Origin of the sequence: Bilifractor sp. LCP19S3_H10, assembly GCF_052119185.1 — a bacterium.
Classification (GTDB): Bacteria; Bacillota; Clostridia; order Lachnospirales; family Lachnospiraceae; genus Bilifractor.
The window spans coordinates 215,488-230,291 of record NZ_JBQKFT010000001.1; the positions used below are offsets into that span (position 1 = coordinate 215,488).

Below are 14,804 nucleotides of genomic sequence, written 5' to 3' on the forward strand. Positions count from 1 at the left end.
TCCTCCTGATCAGCGGATGCAAAGGCTGTCTACCATTACGCAGCGTCTCTTCTTTGTGAAGGTCTTGGCGCTTGTAAGTCCCTCGCCTGTTCTGGACGCGATGGTGAAGGTGCAGATTCCTTCTCCGCCATAGCCCAGAGCCGCGTAGGACGGGCCGTTCTTGACGAGGATTGCGGTATCCATTGCTCTTGCATACTTCGTAATGCGTTCCACATCATGAGAATGAATGTGGGCGGAATGGCGGTTGCCATGCTCCAGCCATACGCATTTCTCAACAGCGTCATCAAAATCCTTTGCCGGGACAATACCCAGAATCGGCATCATCAGCTCCGTGGAAATCAGAGGATTCTCTTTTTCTCCGACGAATGTGATGCAGCGGATACCCGGATCCGCTTCAACTCCGATCATGGACAGAAGTGTTCTGGCGTCACGTCCCACACACTTGCGGTTCAGCTTGCCCTTTTCATCCATGACGGTGCGGATGAGAGCGTCCTGTTCTTCCTTGGATGCGAGATAGCATCCCTGCTCGGTTACCATGTAGTGCAGCAGCTCGTCAACGACCTGCTGTACAGCGACGATCTCTTTCTCAGCGATGCAGGGAAGGTTATTGTCGAAGGTGCATCCGTTTACGATGTCCTCCGCCGCCTTGCGGATGTCCGCCGTCTCATCAACCAGTGCAGGCGGATTTCCTGCTCCGGCTCCGATTCCTCTCTTGCCGCAGGAAAGAATCGCGGTTACAACGCCCGGACCTCCGGTAGCTACCAGAAGAGGAATATCCTTGTGATGCATCATTACGGAGCTGGTATCCAGCGTCGGATGCTCAACGGTGCACGCGATGTTGTCCGGACCGCCGGCCTCCAGGGAAGCCTCGTTCATCATGTTGATCGCGTAGATTGTTGTCTTGATTGCCTGCGGATGCGGATTAAATACTACTGTATTGCCTGCCGCAAGCATTCCGATTGTGTTGCAGAAAATTGTCTCCTGCGGATTTGTGCAGGGTGTAATTGCACCAATGACTCCGAACGGGCCCTCCTCGACAAGAGTAAGTCCGCGGTCTCCGGAGTATGCTTCTGTGGTAATATCCTCCGTTCCCGGAATCTTATCTGCACAAAGATAATTCTTCAGAATCTTATGTCCAACATTGCCCATTCCGGTTTCGTCAACCGCCATGCGGGCCATCAGCTCCGCATTCTCACGAATCTTGCGGCGGATGATGGTGATGATCTTCTCTCTCTGATCAAGAGACATTACCCGGACAACCTTCTCGGCTTTCTTCGCAGCTTCAATCGCATCGTTCATGTCCTTGAAAATGCCGTGCTTGCCGGAAGCGCTGTCGTTGATATTCATCTTTGCCATGACTTCCTGAACAATGTTTTTCACCATGCGTTCATCAACTGGCACGATAATTACCTCCGATATATTATACAATTCTTGCCGTGCCCGCCCATGCGGGCCGGCGGTTTACTTGTTCAGTCCGAGCTGCTCCATTACCTTCTTGGTGATTTCAGCAACGGTATCCGCATTGCTCTCAGCGCCATGCGCATATGTGGATCCTGTATGCTCACCAAGTCCATCACTGCTGCAGGAACCGCCGCAGTTATGACAGTTCAGCGTGCCCTTGTTCTGGCAGAGGTTCGCCGGATGCTTGCCCGGAAGACCCATCTGACGACGGATTTCATACAGTCTCTCAACCGTTGCCTTGTCGAACTCCTTCGGGCCGCCCAGCATCTTTGACTGATACAGCAGCTGTGCGTAGAACTCAACCGACTCCATCTTCAGATATGCGGAAAGCAGATCTACAGAGTAGGTCAGCGCGCCGTGGCTCTCAAGAAGAACAGCATCAAAGTACGGAAGATATTTCTCAACAGCGTCCGGGATCTCCATTGTGGAAGGAGTTCCATAAGGAGCGATCGGTACGCAGCCGAGCGCAATGACTGCCTCCGGCATAATCGGCTGTGTCAGCGGAATGCCTGCAATTGCGAAGCTTGTCGCATATACGGGATGAGCGTGAACGACAGATCCAACATCCGGTCTCTTTTCGTATACTCTTAAATGCATCTTGATCTCAGAAGAAGGTTTGAAGCCCGGATTAGCATGAAGCACCTGGCCTTTCTCATCAATCTTGCAGATATATTCCGGAGTCATGAATCCCTTGGAAACGCCTGTCGGTGTGCAAAGGAATGTATGATCATCCAGCTTTACGGAAATGTTTCCATCGTTCGCTGCAACCATGTTGCGGTTGTAGATTCTCTTTCCGATGTCGCAGATCTGTTTCTTAATTTCAAACTCATTAACAGCCATTTGCTACTTCCTCCTTGAAATGCATCATTTTGATTGGTTTTGAGTTTAGTTGGTTTTTATCCTGATGACATTATATCATACGCTTCAACAATGTCAATAGAATCGTGTTGTTTTGTGTGGTTTCTGAGTCCTCTCCGGGACCGATTTTGTTGGTTTCTCTTCGTTTCATCAACTGCCCCGCAAAGCCCAGGAAGCTTCTCCATTGCGGTCTGTCGGCCGTTTGAAAGCATTCACTTCCGTGCGAACACTTCCGGACATTCGATGTGTGCGGTCCGCCGGCTGTGCGAAAGCTTCCACTTCTTTGCGAACACATACGGACGTTCGCTGTGCGCGCTCTGGCGGCTGCGTGATAGTCTTCACTTCTTTGCCTATGCATCCGGACGTTCGCTGTGCGCGCTCTGACGGCTGCGTGAAGGTTTCCGTCTGGCTTCTCCGATTCTCAGAGCCTCGCGGATTTTCTCCGGACGGCTGTTCAGAATCAGCTCCTCCGGATAATTTACCTCCCTCAGAATCTGTTCCGCCCAGGTGAAATCGCCGATATGACCGGGTCCGTGGCTGTCGCTCGCCATGATAACCGGAAGATTTCGCTTTCTGCATGCCGCGAGCATTTTCAGGTCATTCGGTCTTGTATCTCCCCGGTAGCCGTCAGGGGAAAGCGAAGAATTATTTACCTCGAGAATGACACCATATTCCGCAGCCGCGTCTGCCAGGAGTTCATAGTCGACCGGATATCTTGCGTCATCCGGATGACCAATGATCCGCACCTTCGGATGCCTCATTGCCTGCGTATAAGCCAGGGTGTTGGCCACAGCGCTCCCCGGCTTCAGATTGGGATGATGAATGCTGGCGATCGCATAATCCAGACCGTCCAGTATGTCATCCGGAAGATCAATGTTTCCAGCAAAATCTACAATATTTACTTCCGCGCCATAACAGATCCGAACCCCCGAGCGGATCTCCGGAGCATAAGCCAGACTTCTGAAGTACGATTCTGTGCCTGCCGCAACAGTGGCGGGACCGTGATCGGTAATGCCCAGCACCTGTATCCCCTTCGCTGCAGCGGCCTTCGCCATATCCGCGATGGTACTCGAAGTACCGTGCCCGCTGGCGATTGAATGAGTATGCATGTCGCACACGTACATTTCTGTCCTTCCTCCCTATCCTGCTTCCCGCTCAGTTGTCAATCCTCCTCCTGGAGCCGTGCGGTTCCTTCAGGATGTCGCGGATCACCTCCTGACGGACTCCCTCACTCCGGATATTCTCCGCCTTATAATCCGCGTACCTGGCTGAAACATACAGGAAATCGGACAGACGGTTCATGTACTGCATCGCTTTCTTGTCCGCCACAAACTTCTGCGCGACGACTCGAAATCTTCGCTCCGCTCTCCGCGCAACCGCGCGCGCCACATCCAGCCTCGCGGATTCCTCGCATCCCCCATAAAGTACAAAATCCTTCACACGCGGAAAAGAATCCTCCGTAGCGTCGATCCACCCTTCCAGCTTCTGCGTCTCAGTTTCCTCAAAACGGTATTCCCGTTTCATGGGAGCGGCCACCCCGGACATAATAAACATCAGCGTCTTCTGTATATGGGTCAGTCTTCCCCGGAGCTCATCGTCCGCAAGCACCTTTGCCATGCCGATCTGGCTGTTCAATTCGTCTATGGTGCCGAGGAGTTCAATTCTGTCATCCGTCTTCAGGACGCTCTGTCCGTTCAGAAGAGATGTCCTTCCGTTATCACCGTTTTTCGTATAGATTTTCATTGATTGTCTGTCCTTCATATGAATTTCATATACCGGTATATCTGAAATGCCTCTGTCCGGAGCCTCTCCCTGAGGAATATAGAGCAACAAGGCTCTACTCCAGGTCTCTGAGGCACTGTTTTTTCATCACTCTTGCGCTGTTGGAGCCGATGATCCTGCATGCGGCAAAGGTCGGCATATGGACGCTGTACACGCACTCCCCCGGCCTCCGGCCCCGCATCTGAAAGGAAACATTCTCACCGGATATCCCGATGCCGGAACCCATCATCGAGGCATTGCACGCGTCAGACGCCAGAATGTCCGCGTCAGACTCATCCATCTCAAAGACCTCAGAAGCAACATTCTCTTCCTCGATTCCCGCCTGTATCTCCCGCAGAAAATCATTGTCCGCGCGATGTGTATAAATAAAAATTGATGGTCTCTGGCTGATCATCTCTTCTCGCCTCCGTAGGAGAGCACCAGTCCGGTCGCGACCGCGTTTCTCGGTCCCTCCGTTCCTCTGATGTTTCCTCTGCCGCAGACAATTCCATATCCGGCGAATTCTTCCATCAGCATCTCCGGAATCTCAAAATCCGCCGCCGAGCCTCCGACAAGAACCACATTTGATATTTTCCGCAGATTGTGATCCGGAGCCACATAGCGCAAAGCTCGCAGCGCATTGGTGAGGAATACCTTTTTCTTTGCTTCACGGCGGATCTCACGGATCCGCTCCATCGGGACATCCTTTTCCACACGGACCAGCCCCGACTCCGTGAGCAGTACCACTCTTCCGTAAAACCTCGGGTCGATAGATTCCTGCACGAAATACATCTCGCCGTTTTCCATTCTCATATGAAAGAGACTCTCAACCTTTGCCAGCGGATACTTCTTGATCTGCTCCGCCATGTAGCGGTTGTCCAGGCCAAGCTCTGTCTGAATCAGCATGGATACCAGTTCCCCGGCACCCGCCTGATGCGTCAGCGATACGCTTCCGTTTTCCCGGATAATCGCGGCATCGGTCGATCCGCCTCCCATATCCAGGATAGCGAGCGGAAGGGCAGTGCCCGGCGTCGTAAGCGCTCCCAGGCTCGCCATGACCGCTTCCACACCCGCAACCGTCGTCCGGGTGTGCAGCACCTCCGACAGCTTCTCCGCGATCTGCCGCATGGGAAGCTGCTGCGTACGCACCATCGCGGCGATTCCCACCGCCTTCTCCAGGCAGGTCTCGCCGGCAAGCGCTCCGGAAATCAGTACCGGCGCAAGCGTGTCCACTGCCAGAATATCCGTGATATGAATATCCGCATCTGTTTCTCCGCTTACTTCACTCATGCTCTTCCGGATGCGGCTGAGCATATTTCCTACGTTGGTGTCCGCCTGGCCGGTCACATCACGGATTCTGCCCGCATCACCGACCGCTTTCATGATCTTGTCCGCGCCCTCATCCAGAGATATCCTGACCGGATGTTCCGCATCCAGATAAATCTCTCCGGCCGGAAGCACATTCTCCCGGATGTCTCCGTTCGGCGTCCGGATCACAACCGCGCTCCGGTTTCCAATCAGGCTCTTGGCAATCGGCGTCACCGTCCGCGTCTCATCCGCATTGAGATGAAGCAGTGTGGCAATGCCGTAGGGATTTGAGAGCATCCGGATAAACTGACCTGGAAGAGCCACCTCAATCGCCGCCATCTTGCCGTCCGGGATCTTGTCGATTCTCTTCACCTCATCGACGATGGGAATCTTCCGCGTAAGACGGTTCTCCACAAGAACCGCTTCGTCCGCCTGAAGAATCATCCCGACTACATTCAGCCGTCCGGCCGTTTCATTAATCCTTCTTGCCACCTCTTCATAGCCGTGATTTCCCGGGACAAAGACAATGTACGGTGTCCCCGGCAGTCCCCGGTCCAGCCGTTCAAACGAGAGCAGTTCCCCCGCCGCCTGCCCGGCCCCGGCCGGAGTAGAGGGATTGTGCCCGATCATGGAAGAGTCCGTAATGATCGTCTCCGTCAGCGTTTCCATCGCCGTGTCGCCGATAACCGGAGCCGCTTCGTTCAGCCGTATCAGGTCAATCCCGGAAACCTCCCTGCCGATCCGGCCCATGGCTTCCTTCAGAGCCGCAAGGATCCCGTGAATATTTGCCGCGGTTCCCTTGGTCCCCGTCGTCATGACCGAAGCCCCGGACAGGAAGCGCAAATTCTCCCCTTCACTGTATTCTCCGATACAGACCTCTGTTGTGGAATTTCCGATATCTACACCTGCTACAATGCTCAAAGCCCTAACCTCGCGGATATTTTCTAATGGAAATTTTTTGATGGATATTTTCTGATGGAAATTACGATAATATATTTCAAAAGCAGTTCCTGTAGTAAACGCCCATGCCATGCAAGCGGAGCGCCACAATATGTATAAAGCCACCTGCTCCGTTGCTTCGCAGCTGCCACATGTGACCGGCTTCGTCGGCCTGCCGCATCGTTCAGACATGCCGTTTTCCGTGCGTGCTTACTTCTGATCCGGAAGCAGGATCCCCCTCTTTTCGTACACCTCAGCCGCCTCCAGAACAAGCTTCGCGCAGTTCGGCGCCTGATATTTTTCCAGAAGTTCCTCTGCCATCCGTGCAAGCTCTGTCTTCGTCGCCCGGTTCGGTCTGAGCTTGTTGTACATTCTGAGGATCACATCATCCGGTACATTGGTCAGCTCCGCCGCACGCTCGAAGTTCTTCTTCATCGGGGCATTTCCTGCCTGATCCGCAACCTCTCCCTGCGCACGGAGCATCTCCGCGGAGATCTTGATGTCATCGGGAGCCACATGTCCCTTCCTCACCTCATCCAGTGAAAGCTCATCCAGCTTCTTCCCGGTTCTGGAAGTAATACGGTCTCTCTCATGTTCACCCAAAGGATACTGCATCATTTTTCCTCCCATTCAATGATTCCGAGCTTCGGATCCAGCTGCTCCGTCTCCGCGATATGCATGATTGCCGCCTTTACCTGATACTTCGGTCTGACCATCGGATCATTGACAGAAGGAATCGGCGTAACATTCTCCCCTTTGACGTACTTTGCGGCATTCTGTCCGATTCTCCGGTACGTCTCCAGGGTCATCAGCGGTGCCTGAGGAAAAAGCTCCAGATTGGAAAGCGGGTACAGATCTTTCTGGCTGATTACGGTTGTCCCCTTGGACTGAATCCCGATACCGATTCCGGAACCGGAAAGCTTTGCAGATTCAAGCGCCATAAAACCGACGTCTGATGTGTCAAGGACCTTCACCACACGGGGGATCATCCCTTCTTCCTCAATTCCAGCCTTCACATTCCGGATGACCTCGTCGAGCGGAATTCCCCCGATGGTTCTCTTGATCTCCCTCTGGAACGCGGCGCCCACGCCGATGACGATCTCCTTCGGATCCGTGCCCTTCTCCGCCTTTCTGTACGCGGAGTAATCACTCTTATTCTCATTGATTCTGGTTCTGCCCGCCATGGAGGGAATATCGTCCTCCCCAAGCTCTCCGGCCACTACCCTGCGGAAACCGTTTGCGTCGTAAGCCGAACCGGAATTCCCGCGGCTTCGGATCTGACGGACAACCTCTTCTGTAATTTTCTCAATTAATTCCTGTGAAACCTGCATGCTTTCCTCCTAAATATCCATAGGATTGATACGATGCGGGATGCGTTTGATCTCTTCCCAGCGCTTCCCTTCCACACGATACCCGGTTCCCGGTCCCATATAATCGTTCGGCGTATTTACCCCGGACATCACATGGAAATCGCTGTCGAGAATCGCCGCGGTCTGCATGTAGTCCCCAATCACACGCTGTTTCAGCATGGAGAGCACACTCTCCGCGACATCCGTGAAGCCGCTGTCGGCGAGCGCCTTCACCACATCGATGCCGGTGATTCCACGCTTCATGACATCCTCCGCAGACATCAGATCCGCCGCGACATCTCTCGGAAGTGTATCCTTGCTGCCGTGGGCGTATGTGATCGCATCCACCTGTTCGTCGGACACCTCCGCAAGACCGAGCTGGCGGAACACCGCCTGAACAGCCTTTGCTGCCTTATTGCGGACGGCGATGACATCCTCTTCCTTTACCGGTCTCAGGCCGCCGTCCACCTGCATGTCACGCTGAAAGACGTTGTAATCGTCGAAGTCTTCCGCGTCAAAATTGGAACCTGCAAACATATTGTCATAGTTCGGCTCCGCTGCGTAGCCCGAGAAAATGAAGTCAGTTCCCGGAAGGAACTGCAGCATCGTTCTCGCGGTGCGGCGCATATCGGAGTTGGAAAAGCTCTGATCATTCGACGAAGCGCACTCAAGCCCGAGAAGTGCCGCCACAAGATTTTCTCCCAGAACCTCCCGGATACCCGCAGGCACCGATCCCGGTATGCCGATGCAGCTGACGGAACCGTTCTGAATTCCCTGACTTCCGCAGCCCTTCGTCACATAGAGGCATCTGCACTCCAGATAGAGCATGGATTTCATCTCGCTGCTTCCCATCAGTACCTCGGAGCCTGATCCGGAGGTAAAGCGGACCTTCAGTCCTCTGGATGCGTAGGATGAATTCAGAAACGCCTTTGAATAAGGCGTATCGTCGCCGTCGATAAATACCTTCTCCGTTCCGTATACAGAAAGAGTCTCCGCGTAAGTCGTAAGTCCCCGGATTCCGAGTTCCAGCTCGGTTGCCTCCTCAGACGAGCACTGCGTCAGTACACCCGGCCGGCCGACCTGCGAACCGATCAGAAGACCCATGGCGTCAAGCGGCGCGTATCTCGCGACACCCATCGTCGTCTCCTCCTCCGCAAATCCCCGGAGCGCGCCCTCCGCCGCATCGGCCGCAATCTGAACCGGATCATCCTTCAGATTGGTGATATGCGCCTGATTTCCGGGTTTCTTCCTCGCGCGCATCTTCTGCATGCCCATCATCAGCTCAACCACATTCAGCTCATTGATGACCTCCGTCATCTTCGCCGGTGTGATTCCGGAGATCACCTCCAGAACCTCTTTCCTTGACACATGAATATCCACAATCATCTTCGCGATATCCAGTGCCGATATCTTCATGGACTGTTCCGCGCGTGCGATATTGATGGCGTAATCCGCGATGAAGGTATCCAGGAAGTCAAAATCTTCCCGCTTCTTTCCATCCAACTCAACGATCTGCCCGTTCTCTACCCGGACAGACGGCTTCGGATCATACGGACTCTTCATGGCGACAAAGCCCATCTCCGGCCATTCATTGATATAGCCATCCTTATTTACCGGACGCTGGTCCAGAACCTCAAATCTCTTTGATCTTCTCATGCTTCATTTTCTCCGCAATGTCTGAAATCACGTGAACATGTCATTTGATCCCGGCGCAATAATCACCGGAATCGGATGCGGGGCACTTAATGAATGCCCCCGGAAAGTCCGAAACCCCATGTCCCGGACAGGATAAAAACCCAGAGTATCTGCCTGTCTCAATCCGACAGTGCCACTCATAGTATTTGGATCCATTATACATCCCGGATGATCGTTTATCAATAGAAACAGGGTCGAATCTTTCAAAAAACCACATTTATCGGGGAATAACTCAACACAATTCCACAATATCAGCTGTTCTCGCAAAGAAAATCCATCTGCAGTTTTTGTCGTTCCTCCGCGGCAGCCACATAACGAGATAAAACACGCTGCGCGAGTTTTATCTCGCTATCGCGACGCTCGCCGCACACGATTACTTCGCATTCGGCTGCGGCTCACTGTTCGCGTAAAAAAACATGGCGGCGATACACAAGGTATCTATCCGCCATGATGTTCCATCGACTCTATAATCGACTCTTTAATCGGCTCTATAAATTCTAAAGATGATCTGATGTAACGATTCAGCGCTCCAGTCCCGAGAGCCTGCAGTTCTCCCGATGTGAGGAGTCCGGGCGCCTTCGGCTCCGGAACACGTCACGCCTGCCCGGTAATCTCCGCGAAAACCTTCAGGCCAAACTCCGCCACATCGTTGTCCTGCTCGCCGGTTCCCCCGCTTACGCCGAGACCTCCGACGATCTTGTCTCCGATCTTCAACGGTACGCCGCCGCCGAATCCGATGATCCTCCCGTTTTTCATGGACTCAAGCCCGTAGAAGGTGCCTCCGGGCTGTATCATCTCATGGACCTGCATCGTTGACATCTTCACCGCGACCGCAGTATAGGCCTTCTGGGTCGCGACCTCATAACTCACAAGGAAGGCATCCTCCATCACATGAACCGCAATCGGATTGCCATGGGCGTCATCGACCGCAATGACACAGGCGAGTCCCTTCTGCCTGGCATATTCCTCCACCCGGTCCATAAGAACCTTCGCCGTCTTCAGAGGAATGCTGCCTCTGATCTGACTCACGATATTTTCCGTCATCCTGTTCTGATCCATACTTCCACCCCGGAATACCCGCCGGATTGCTAGCGCACAAAGCACGCGGCAGTCCGCATCACCGTATCATACATACCGTGATATCATAAAAATCATGATATCAGGCAAATCATAAAAAATCTGCCACTCAGACTTCTGCATTTCATTTCAAGTATACAAGCACCCGGTCAAAATGTCAATAAAACCACAGAAATCCACTAAAATGTTCATCTCTGTGGTTTTTCCGTCACAAAAAGGACAGAGATCTCCCTCCTTTCATCTTTTGTCATCCGACAAAACAGAGTGAGATCCCCGTCCTATTCTTCACGGCCGCTGTCCGCCTCAAATTACAAAATCCCAATAAGTATCCTTATCGGTGCCCTGCGATGGGCCATGTGAATACTCAAGCTCCGGTGCTCTCGCGCTGACCTTCATATCCGCGGGAACCGACCGGACCACAAAGGTGTTGCCGCCGATGGTCACATTGTCACCAATGACAGTATTCCCTCCGAGCACTGATGTGCCGGAATAGATCGTGACATTGTTGCCGATCGTAGGATGCCTCTTCACGCCCTTCAGTGCCTGCCCTTTTCTCGTTGACAGGCCGCCCAGTGTCACGCCCTGATAGATCTTGACATGGTCGCCGATCTCGGTTGTCTCGCCGATGACGATGCCGGTACCGTGATCGATGAAAAAATATTTTCCGATGGTCGCGCCGGGATGAATGTCGATCCCCGTCTTGCCATGCGCATATTCTGTCATAATCCGCGGAATCAGCGGAACCTTCAGATTCCACAGTTCATGGGCGATCCGGTAGACGGTAATTGCCATCAGACCGGGATAGCTGAGGATAATTTCGTCAAAACTGTATGCCGCAGGATCGCCTTCATAGAAAGCCTGTATGTCTGTAGCCAGAATTTCCCGCAGCTTCGGAAGCTGATCGAGGAAATCATCGACAATCTTCTCCGCCCTCTGCAGCAAAACGGACCGCTCACACTCCTCACAGATTTCCTGTGTGCCGAGCGCAATGGCCACCTGCTTTGTCAGATGATACTGCACAAACTCAATTTTTTCGCCGACCGTATATTTCACGTATTCAGCCCGCACCCTGCTGTTGTCATAATATCCCGGAAAAAGGATCTCGCGCACCTTCTGCAGCACATCGATCAATGTCTCCCGGTTCAGGATATTTGTCACATTCAGACGGGTGCTGACCGGATATTCCCGATAGCTTTTCAGCATCTCCTCGACCAGAGCCTCCGTCTTTTCGCTTGTGGTCTCCTTATTCTTCATGAACTTATCAAGCTCATTTGCCATCTCTTTTACCTCATCATTCATAAAACACCCTCCTCATCTCTCATCCGCTTCGGGTATCCTTATTCCTTCTCTTTCATCGCTTCAGCTTTTTTCTCCATGATTTTCTTCAGCGATTCCGTATAAGGCGGTCTCGCAATTCCGTATTCCGTCACAATCGCGGTAATCAGCTCATGATCCGTGACATCAAAGGCAGGATTGTAGACCTTGACTCCCTCCGGCGCCATTCTCTTCTTGTACCACATCTCGGTTACCTCTTCCGGCTTTCTCTGCTCGATGCGGATTTTGCTGCCGTCCGGCGTATTCATATCAATTGTAGAAGTCGGAGCCATGATGTACATCGGAACACCATAATGCTTTGCCACGATAGCAACAACCGAGGTCCCGATCTTGTTTGCGGTATCTCCGTTCGCCGCCACACGGTCACAGCCGACAAAAACAGCCTGAACCTTACCCTCCTTCATCAGAGAGCTGGACATGTTGTCACAGATGACGGTCGTATCGATTCCGGAATCCATCAGTTCCTTCGCCGTCAGCCGCGCGCCCTGAAGCACCGGACGGGTTTCGTCGCAGTACACATGGAAATGATAGCCCTTTTCCTGCCCGAGATACATCGGCGCCGTCGCCATGCCGTAGCGTGTCGCGGCAAGCTTTCCGGCATTGCAATGCGTCAGCAGTCCGTCCCCGGGCTTCACAAGGGTCAGGCCGTACTCGCCAAGCTTATGGCACGCCCAGATATCCTCTTCCTGAATCCGGACGGCCTCACGGTGCAGAGCCTCCACAATCTCCGGAACTGTTTTGTCCCGGTTCTTCTGTGCCGTCTTGTCAAGCATGTTCAATGCCCATGACAAATTCACCGCTGTCGGTCTTGAAGAATCCAGATAATCCTTTGCCTTGACAAACTCCGGATAAAAATCATCAAAGTTCTTCGCGTGCGCGCCGATCTCCTTTGCGGCGAGATAAAGTCCAAAGCCCGCCGTCACCCCGATCGCCGGCGCTCCTCTGACCTGAAGCGTATAGATAGCGTCCCAGATCTGATTCTGCGTGGTCAGACGAATCGTCTTTGTCTCATAGGGAAGGAGAGTCTGGTCAATAATGATAATCTGACTGTTCTCATCATCCAGGGAAACGGTGTCAATATCCATGATGCTCTGTTTTTTACTCATTACAAAATCCTCTTTCTATAATAATATGTATAAATTCGTGCTCATACCTGTTGTCGTCGCTAATGTTCTTGCCCACTGGTGAGCAAGCTCCCCATGGGCCAAGAACATTGCGACTGGACTTATGCTGTAACGCCCACACGATAATCGTGCCACACACTGTATAAGTCCCCGCGTCACTTCGCTGCTTCGCAGCTTCCGTGCCGCTAACAGGTATGAGCATTCCCGCGTTGCTTCGCACCGCTCCATGCTCATACCTGTTGTCGTCGCTAATGTTCTTGCCCACTGGTGAGCAAGCTCCCCATGGGCCAAGAACATTGCGACTGGACTTATACAGTAAATCCGACTAAAACAGTACAGTTTCAACTATATCATCTTTCTTACATCAAGTGAACCTGTTTTTCGTATTTTCCTCTTTACCTTTTCATTCTGTCTTTCTCTCTGTCTTTTTTCTGGAAGCTTCCTATCGCCGGCGAAGCTGTGGTTTGGATGTGTCGTGCCTGTCCGTGAACAACCGCCGGGTGTGGAATCCTTTCCGTACCTGCTATTGTCAACACTACACTGGGATGCTATATTGTATTCGACACTGAACGAGAAATATTTCGGAGGATAAATAAAAAGTGAAGAATTTGCTCGTAGCTCAATCCGGCGGACCTACTTCCGCCATCAACGCAACCCTTGCCGGGATCATTAGCTGTGCACAGATTTCAGATCAGATCGACAATATCTATGGTGCCGTGAACGGTATCGAGGGTGTGATGGAGGAAAATTTCATCGACCTCCGCGACAAGATCGATAATTCCGAGGCACTTCAGCTCCTGTCCCAGACACCGGCCGCTGCTCTCGGCTCCTGCCGCCTGAAGCTGAAGGATCAGAAGCAGCTCGCGCGCATCATCGAAATTCTTCAGAAGAATTCCATCTCGTATTTCATCTATATTGGCGGCAACGATTCCATGGATACCATTGCCAAGCTCTCCCTGTACTGCCGTGTACACAATATCACCGGGATCTCCATCATGGGAGCACCGAAGACCATTGACAATGATCTCTGCGGCACAGATCACTGCCCAGGGTTCGGATCCGCGGCGAAATATATCGCCACCACCTTCTCAGAGCTGGAGCGCGACTGCCATGTATACGCCAAAAAGGCGGTCACCATCGTTGAAGTGATGGGAAGAAACGCCGGATGGCTTACCGCCGCCTCCGCGCTCTCCCGTCTGAACGGCGGAAAAGGTCCCGATTTGATTTACCTCTGCGAGAGTCCTTTTTACCCGGAATCCTTCATCCAGGATGTACAGCAGAAGCTTTCCGAGGAGGACGCTGTACTGGTTGCTGTCAGTGAAGGTGTAAAGCTTTCGGACGGAAGATATGTCTCCGAAATCGTTCAGACTAAGGCGACCGACAATTTCGGACATTCCTATATCGCGGGGGCTTCCTCTGTTCTGGAGACACTCGTTCGCAATAAGATCGGCTGCAAGGTTCGATCCATCGAGCTGAACCTCATGCAGCGCTGCGCCTCCCACCTTCAGAGCGCAACCGATGAAGACGAGTCGCGTATGGTCGGAATGAAAGCAGTTCAGGCCGCTCTGAACGGCGAAAGCGGCAAAATGGCTTCCATCATCCGCACATCCGATAAGCCCTACCGCGTGACCTACGGCCTTGTAGATATCGATGTCGCTGCAAATGCGGAGAAAAAAGTCCCTGCGGACTGGATCAACAAATCCGGAAACGATGTGACCCAGAAGATGATCGATTACCTGAAACCGCTGATTCAGGGCGAGAGCCGTATCGTATGGAAAAACGGCATCCCGGAAACAATGATCCTGTACTGACGTCACCCGTTCATTTGAGCAGGAATCCTGATGAACCGGGGCTGGCGCAACACCAGTTTGGGGCGCCCCCGGTCGCCTAGTTTTTC

Annotated in this window: 13 protein-coding genes; 1 reads left to right on the top strand and 12 read right to left on the bottom strand. The window is 52.8% G+C overall.

Features of this window, described 5'->3' with window-relative positions; translation table 11 throughout:
- Positions 1-9 precede the first annotated feature (9 nt).
- The 12 genes from ACTQZS_RS00880 to mtnA form a co-directional block, all read right to left on the bottom strand.
- Positions 10-1,401: an aldehyde dehydrogenase family protein gene (locus ACTQZS_RS00880; protein WP_441474140.1), complete on the bottom strand. Its 1,392-nt coding sequence runs from the start codon at positions 1,399-1,401 to the stop codon at positions 10-12.
- A 60-nt stretch (positions 1,402-1,461) separates the two neighbouring features.
- A complete protein-coding gene (locus ACTQZS_RS00885; protein WP_441101280.1) occupies positions 1,462-2,301 on the bottom strand; it encodes a class II aldolase/adducin family protein in 840 nt (279 codons plus the stop codon).
- A 368-nt stretch (positions 2,302-2,669) separates the two neighbouring features.
- Positions 2,670-3,443: a phosphatase gene (locus tag ACTQZS_RS00890; protein ID WP_441474141.1), complete on the bottom strand. Its 774-nt coding sequence runs from the start codon at positions 3,441-3,443 to the stop codon at positions 2,670-2,672.
- 31 nt (positions 3,444-3,474) lie between these two features.
- Positions 3,475-4,062, bottom strand: coding sequence for a cob(I)yrinic acid a,c-diamide adenosyltransferase (locus ACTQZS_RS00895; protein ID WP_441474142.1), 588 nt, complete (start codon positions 4,060-4,062; stop codon positions 3,475-3,477).
- A gap of 94 nt (positions 4,063-4,156) precedes the next feature.
- Complete coding sequence (locus ACTQZS_RS00900; protein ID WP_441101283.1) at positions 4,157-4,495, bottom strand: glycerol dehydratase reactivase beta/small subunit family protein; 339 nt, start codon at positions 4,493-4,495, stop codon at positions 4,157-4,159.
- Positions 4,492-6,309, bottom strand: coding sequence for a diol dehydratase reactivase subunit alpha (locus ACTQZS_RS00905; RefSeq protein WP_441474143.1), 1,818 nt, complete (start codon positions 6,307-6,309; stop codon positions 4,492-4,494). Before ACTQZS_RS00905 ends, ACTQZS_RS00900 begins: the two co-directional genes overlap by 4 nt.
- Before the next feature lie 228 nt (positions 6,310-6,537).
- Positions 6,538-6,942, bottom strand: coding sequence for a diol dehydratase small subunit (locus tag ACTQZS_RS00910; protein WP_441474144.1), 405 nt, complete (start codon positions 6,940-6,942; stop codon positions 6,538-6,540).
- Positions 6,942-7,658 (bottom strand): propanediol/glycerol family dehydratase medium subunit, encoded by a 717-nt coding sequence (locus tag ACTQZS_RS00915; RefSeq protein WP_441474145.1) that lies wholly within the window; start codon positions 7,656-7,658, stop codon positions 6,942-6,944. The genes ACTQZS_RS00910 and ACTQZS_RS00915 overlap by 1 nt, the downstream gene beginning before the upstream one ends.
- A gap of 9 nt (positions 7,659-7,667) precedes the next feature.
- A complete protein-coding gene (locus tag ACTQZS_RS00920; protein ID WP_441101287.1) occupies positions 7,668-9,332 on the bottom strand; it encodes a propanediol/glycerol family dehydratase large subunit in 1,665 nt (554 codons plus the stop codon).
- Between the two features lie 633 nt (positions 9,333-9,965).
- Complete coding sequence (locus tag ACTQZS_RS00925; protein WP_441474146.1) at positions 9,966-10,430, bottom strand: GlcG/HbpS family heme-binding protein; 465 nt, start codon at positions 10,428-10,430, stop codon at positions 9,966-9,968.
- A 321-nt stretch (positions 10,431-10,751) separates the two neighbouring features.
- Positions 10,752-11,747 carry a serine O-acetyltransferase EpsC gene (gene epsC, locus ACTQZS_RS00930; protein ID WP_441474147.1) on the bottom strand — a complete coding sequence of 332 codons (996 nt, stop codon included), beginning with the start codon at positions 11,745-11,747 and terminating at the stop codon, positions 10,752-10,754.
- 38 nt (positions 11,748-11,785) lie between these two features.
- Positions 11,786-12,889, bottom strand: a complete 1,104-nt coding sequence (gene mtnA / locus ACTQZS_RS00935) for an S-methyl-5-thioribose-1-phosphate isomerase (RefSeq protein WP_441474148.1) — start codon at positions 12,887-12,889, stop codon at positions 11,786-11,788.
- Between the two features lie 617 nt (positions 12,890-13,506).
- Here mtnA and ACTQZS_RS00940 point away from each other — a divergent pair.
- Positions 13,507-14,718, top strand: coding sequence for a 6-phosphofructokinase (locus tag ACTQZS_RS00940; protein WP_441474149.1), 1,212 nt, complete (start codon positions 13,507-13,509; stop codon positions 14,716-14,718).
- The last annotated feature ends 86 nt before the right edge of the window (positions 14,719-14,804 follow it).

Bases quoted from the DNA above. Each gene is read 5' to 3' on its own strand.
- ACTQZS_RS00910 (WP_441474144.1), bottom strand. From the start codon at position 6,942: ATGCAGTATCCTTTGGGTGAACATGAGAGAGACCGTATTACTTCCAGA.
- ACTQZS_RS00895 (WP_441474142.1), bottom strand. From the start codon at position 4,062: ATGAAAATCTATACGAAAAACGGTGATAACGGAAGGACATCTCTTCTG.
- mtnA (WP_441474148.1), bottom strand. From the start codon at position 12,889: ATGAGTAAAAAACAGAGCATCATGGATATTGACACCGTTTCCCTGGAT.
- ACTQZS_RS00890 (WP_441474141.1), bottom strand. From the start codon at position 3,443: ATGTACGTGTGCGACATGCATACTCATTCAATCGCCAGCGGGCACGGT.
- ACTQZS_RS00920 (WP_441101287.1), bottom strand. From the start codon at position 9,332: ATGAGAAGATCAAAGAGATTTGAGGTTCTGGACCAGCGTCCGGTAAAT.
- ACTQZS_RS00915 (WP_441474145.1), bottom strand. From the start codon at position 7,658: ATGCAGGTTTCACAGGAATTAATTGAGAAAATTACAGAAGAGGTTGTC.
- ACTQZS_RS00925 (WP_441474146.1), bottom strand. From the start codon at position 10,430: ATGGATCAGAACAGGATGACGGAAAATATCGTGAGTCAGATCAGAGGC.
- ACTQZS_RS00900 (WP_441101283.1), bottom strand. From the start codon at position 4,495: ATGATCAGCCAGAGACCATCAATTTTTATTTATACACATCGCGCGGAC.
- epsC (WP_441474147.1), bottom strand. From the start codon at position 11,747: ATGAATGATGAGGTAAAAGAGATGGCAAATGAGCTTGATAAGTTCATG.
- ACTQZS_RS00885 (WP_441101280.1), bottom strand. From the start codon at position 2,301: ATGGCTGTTAATGAGTTTGAAATTAAGAAACAGATCTGCGACATCGGA.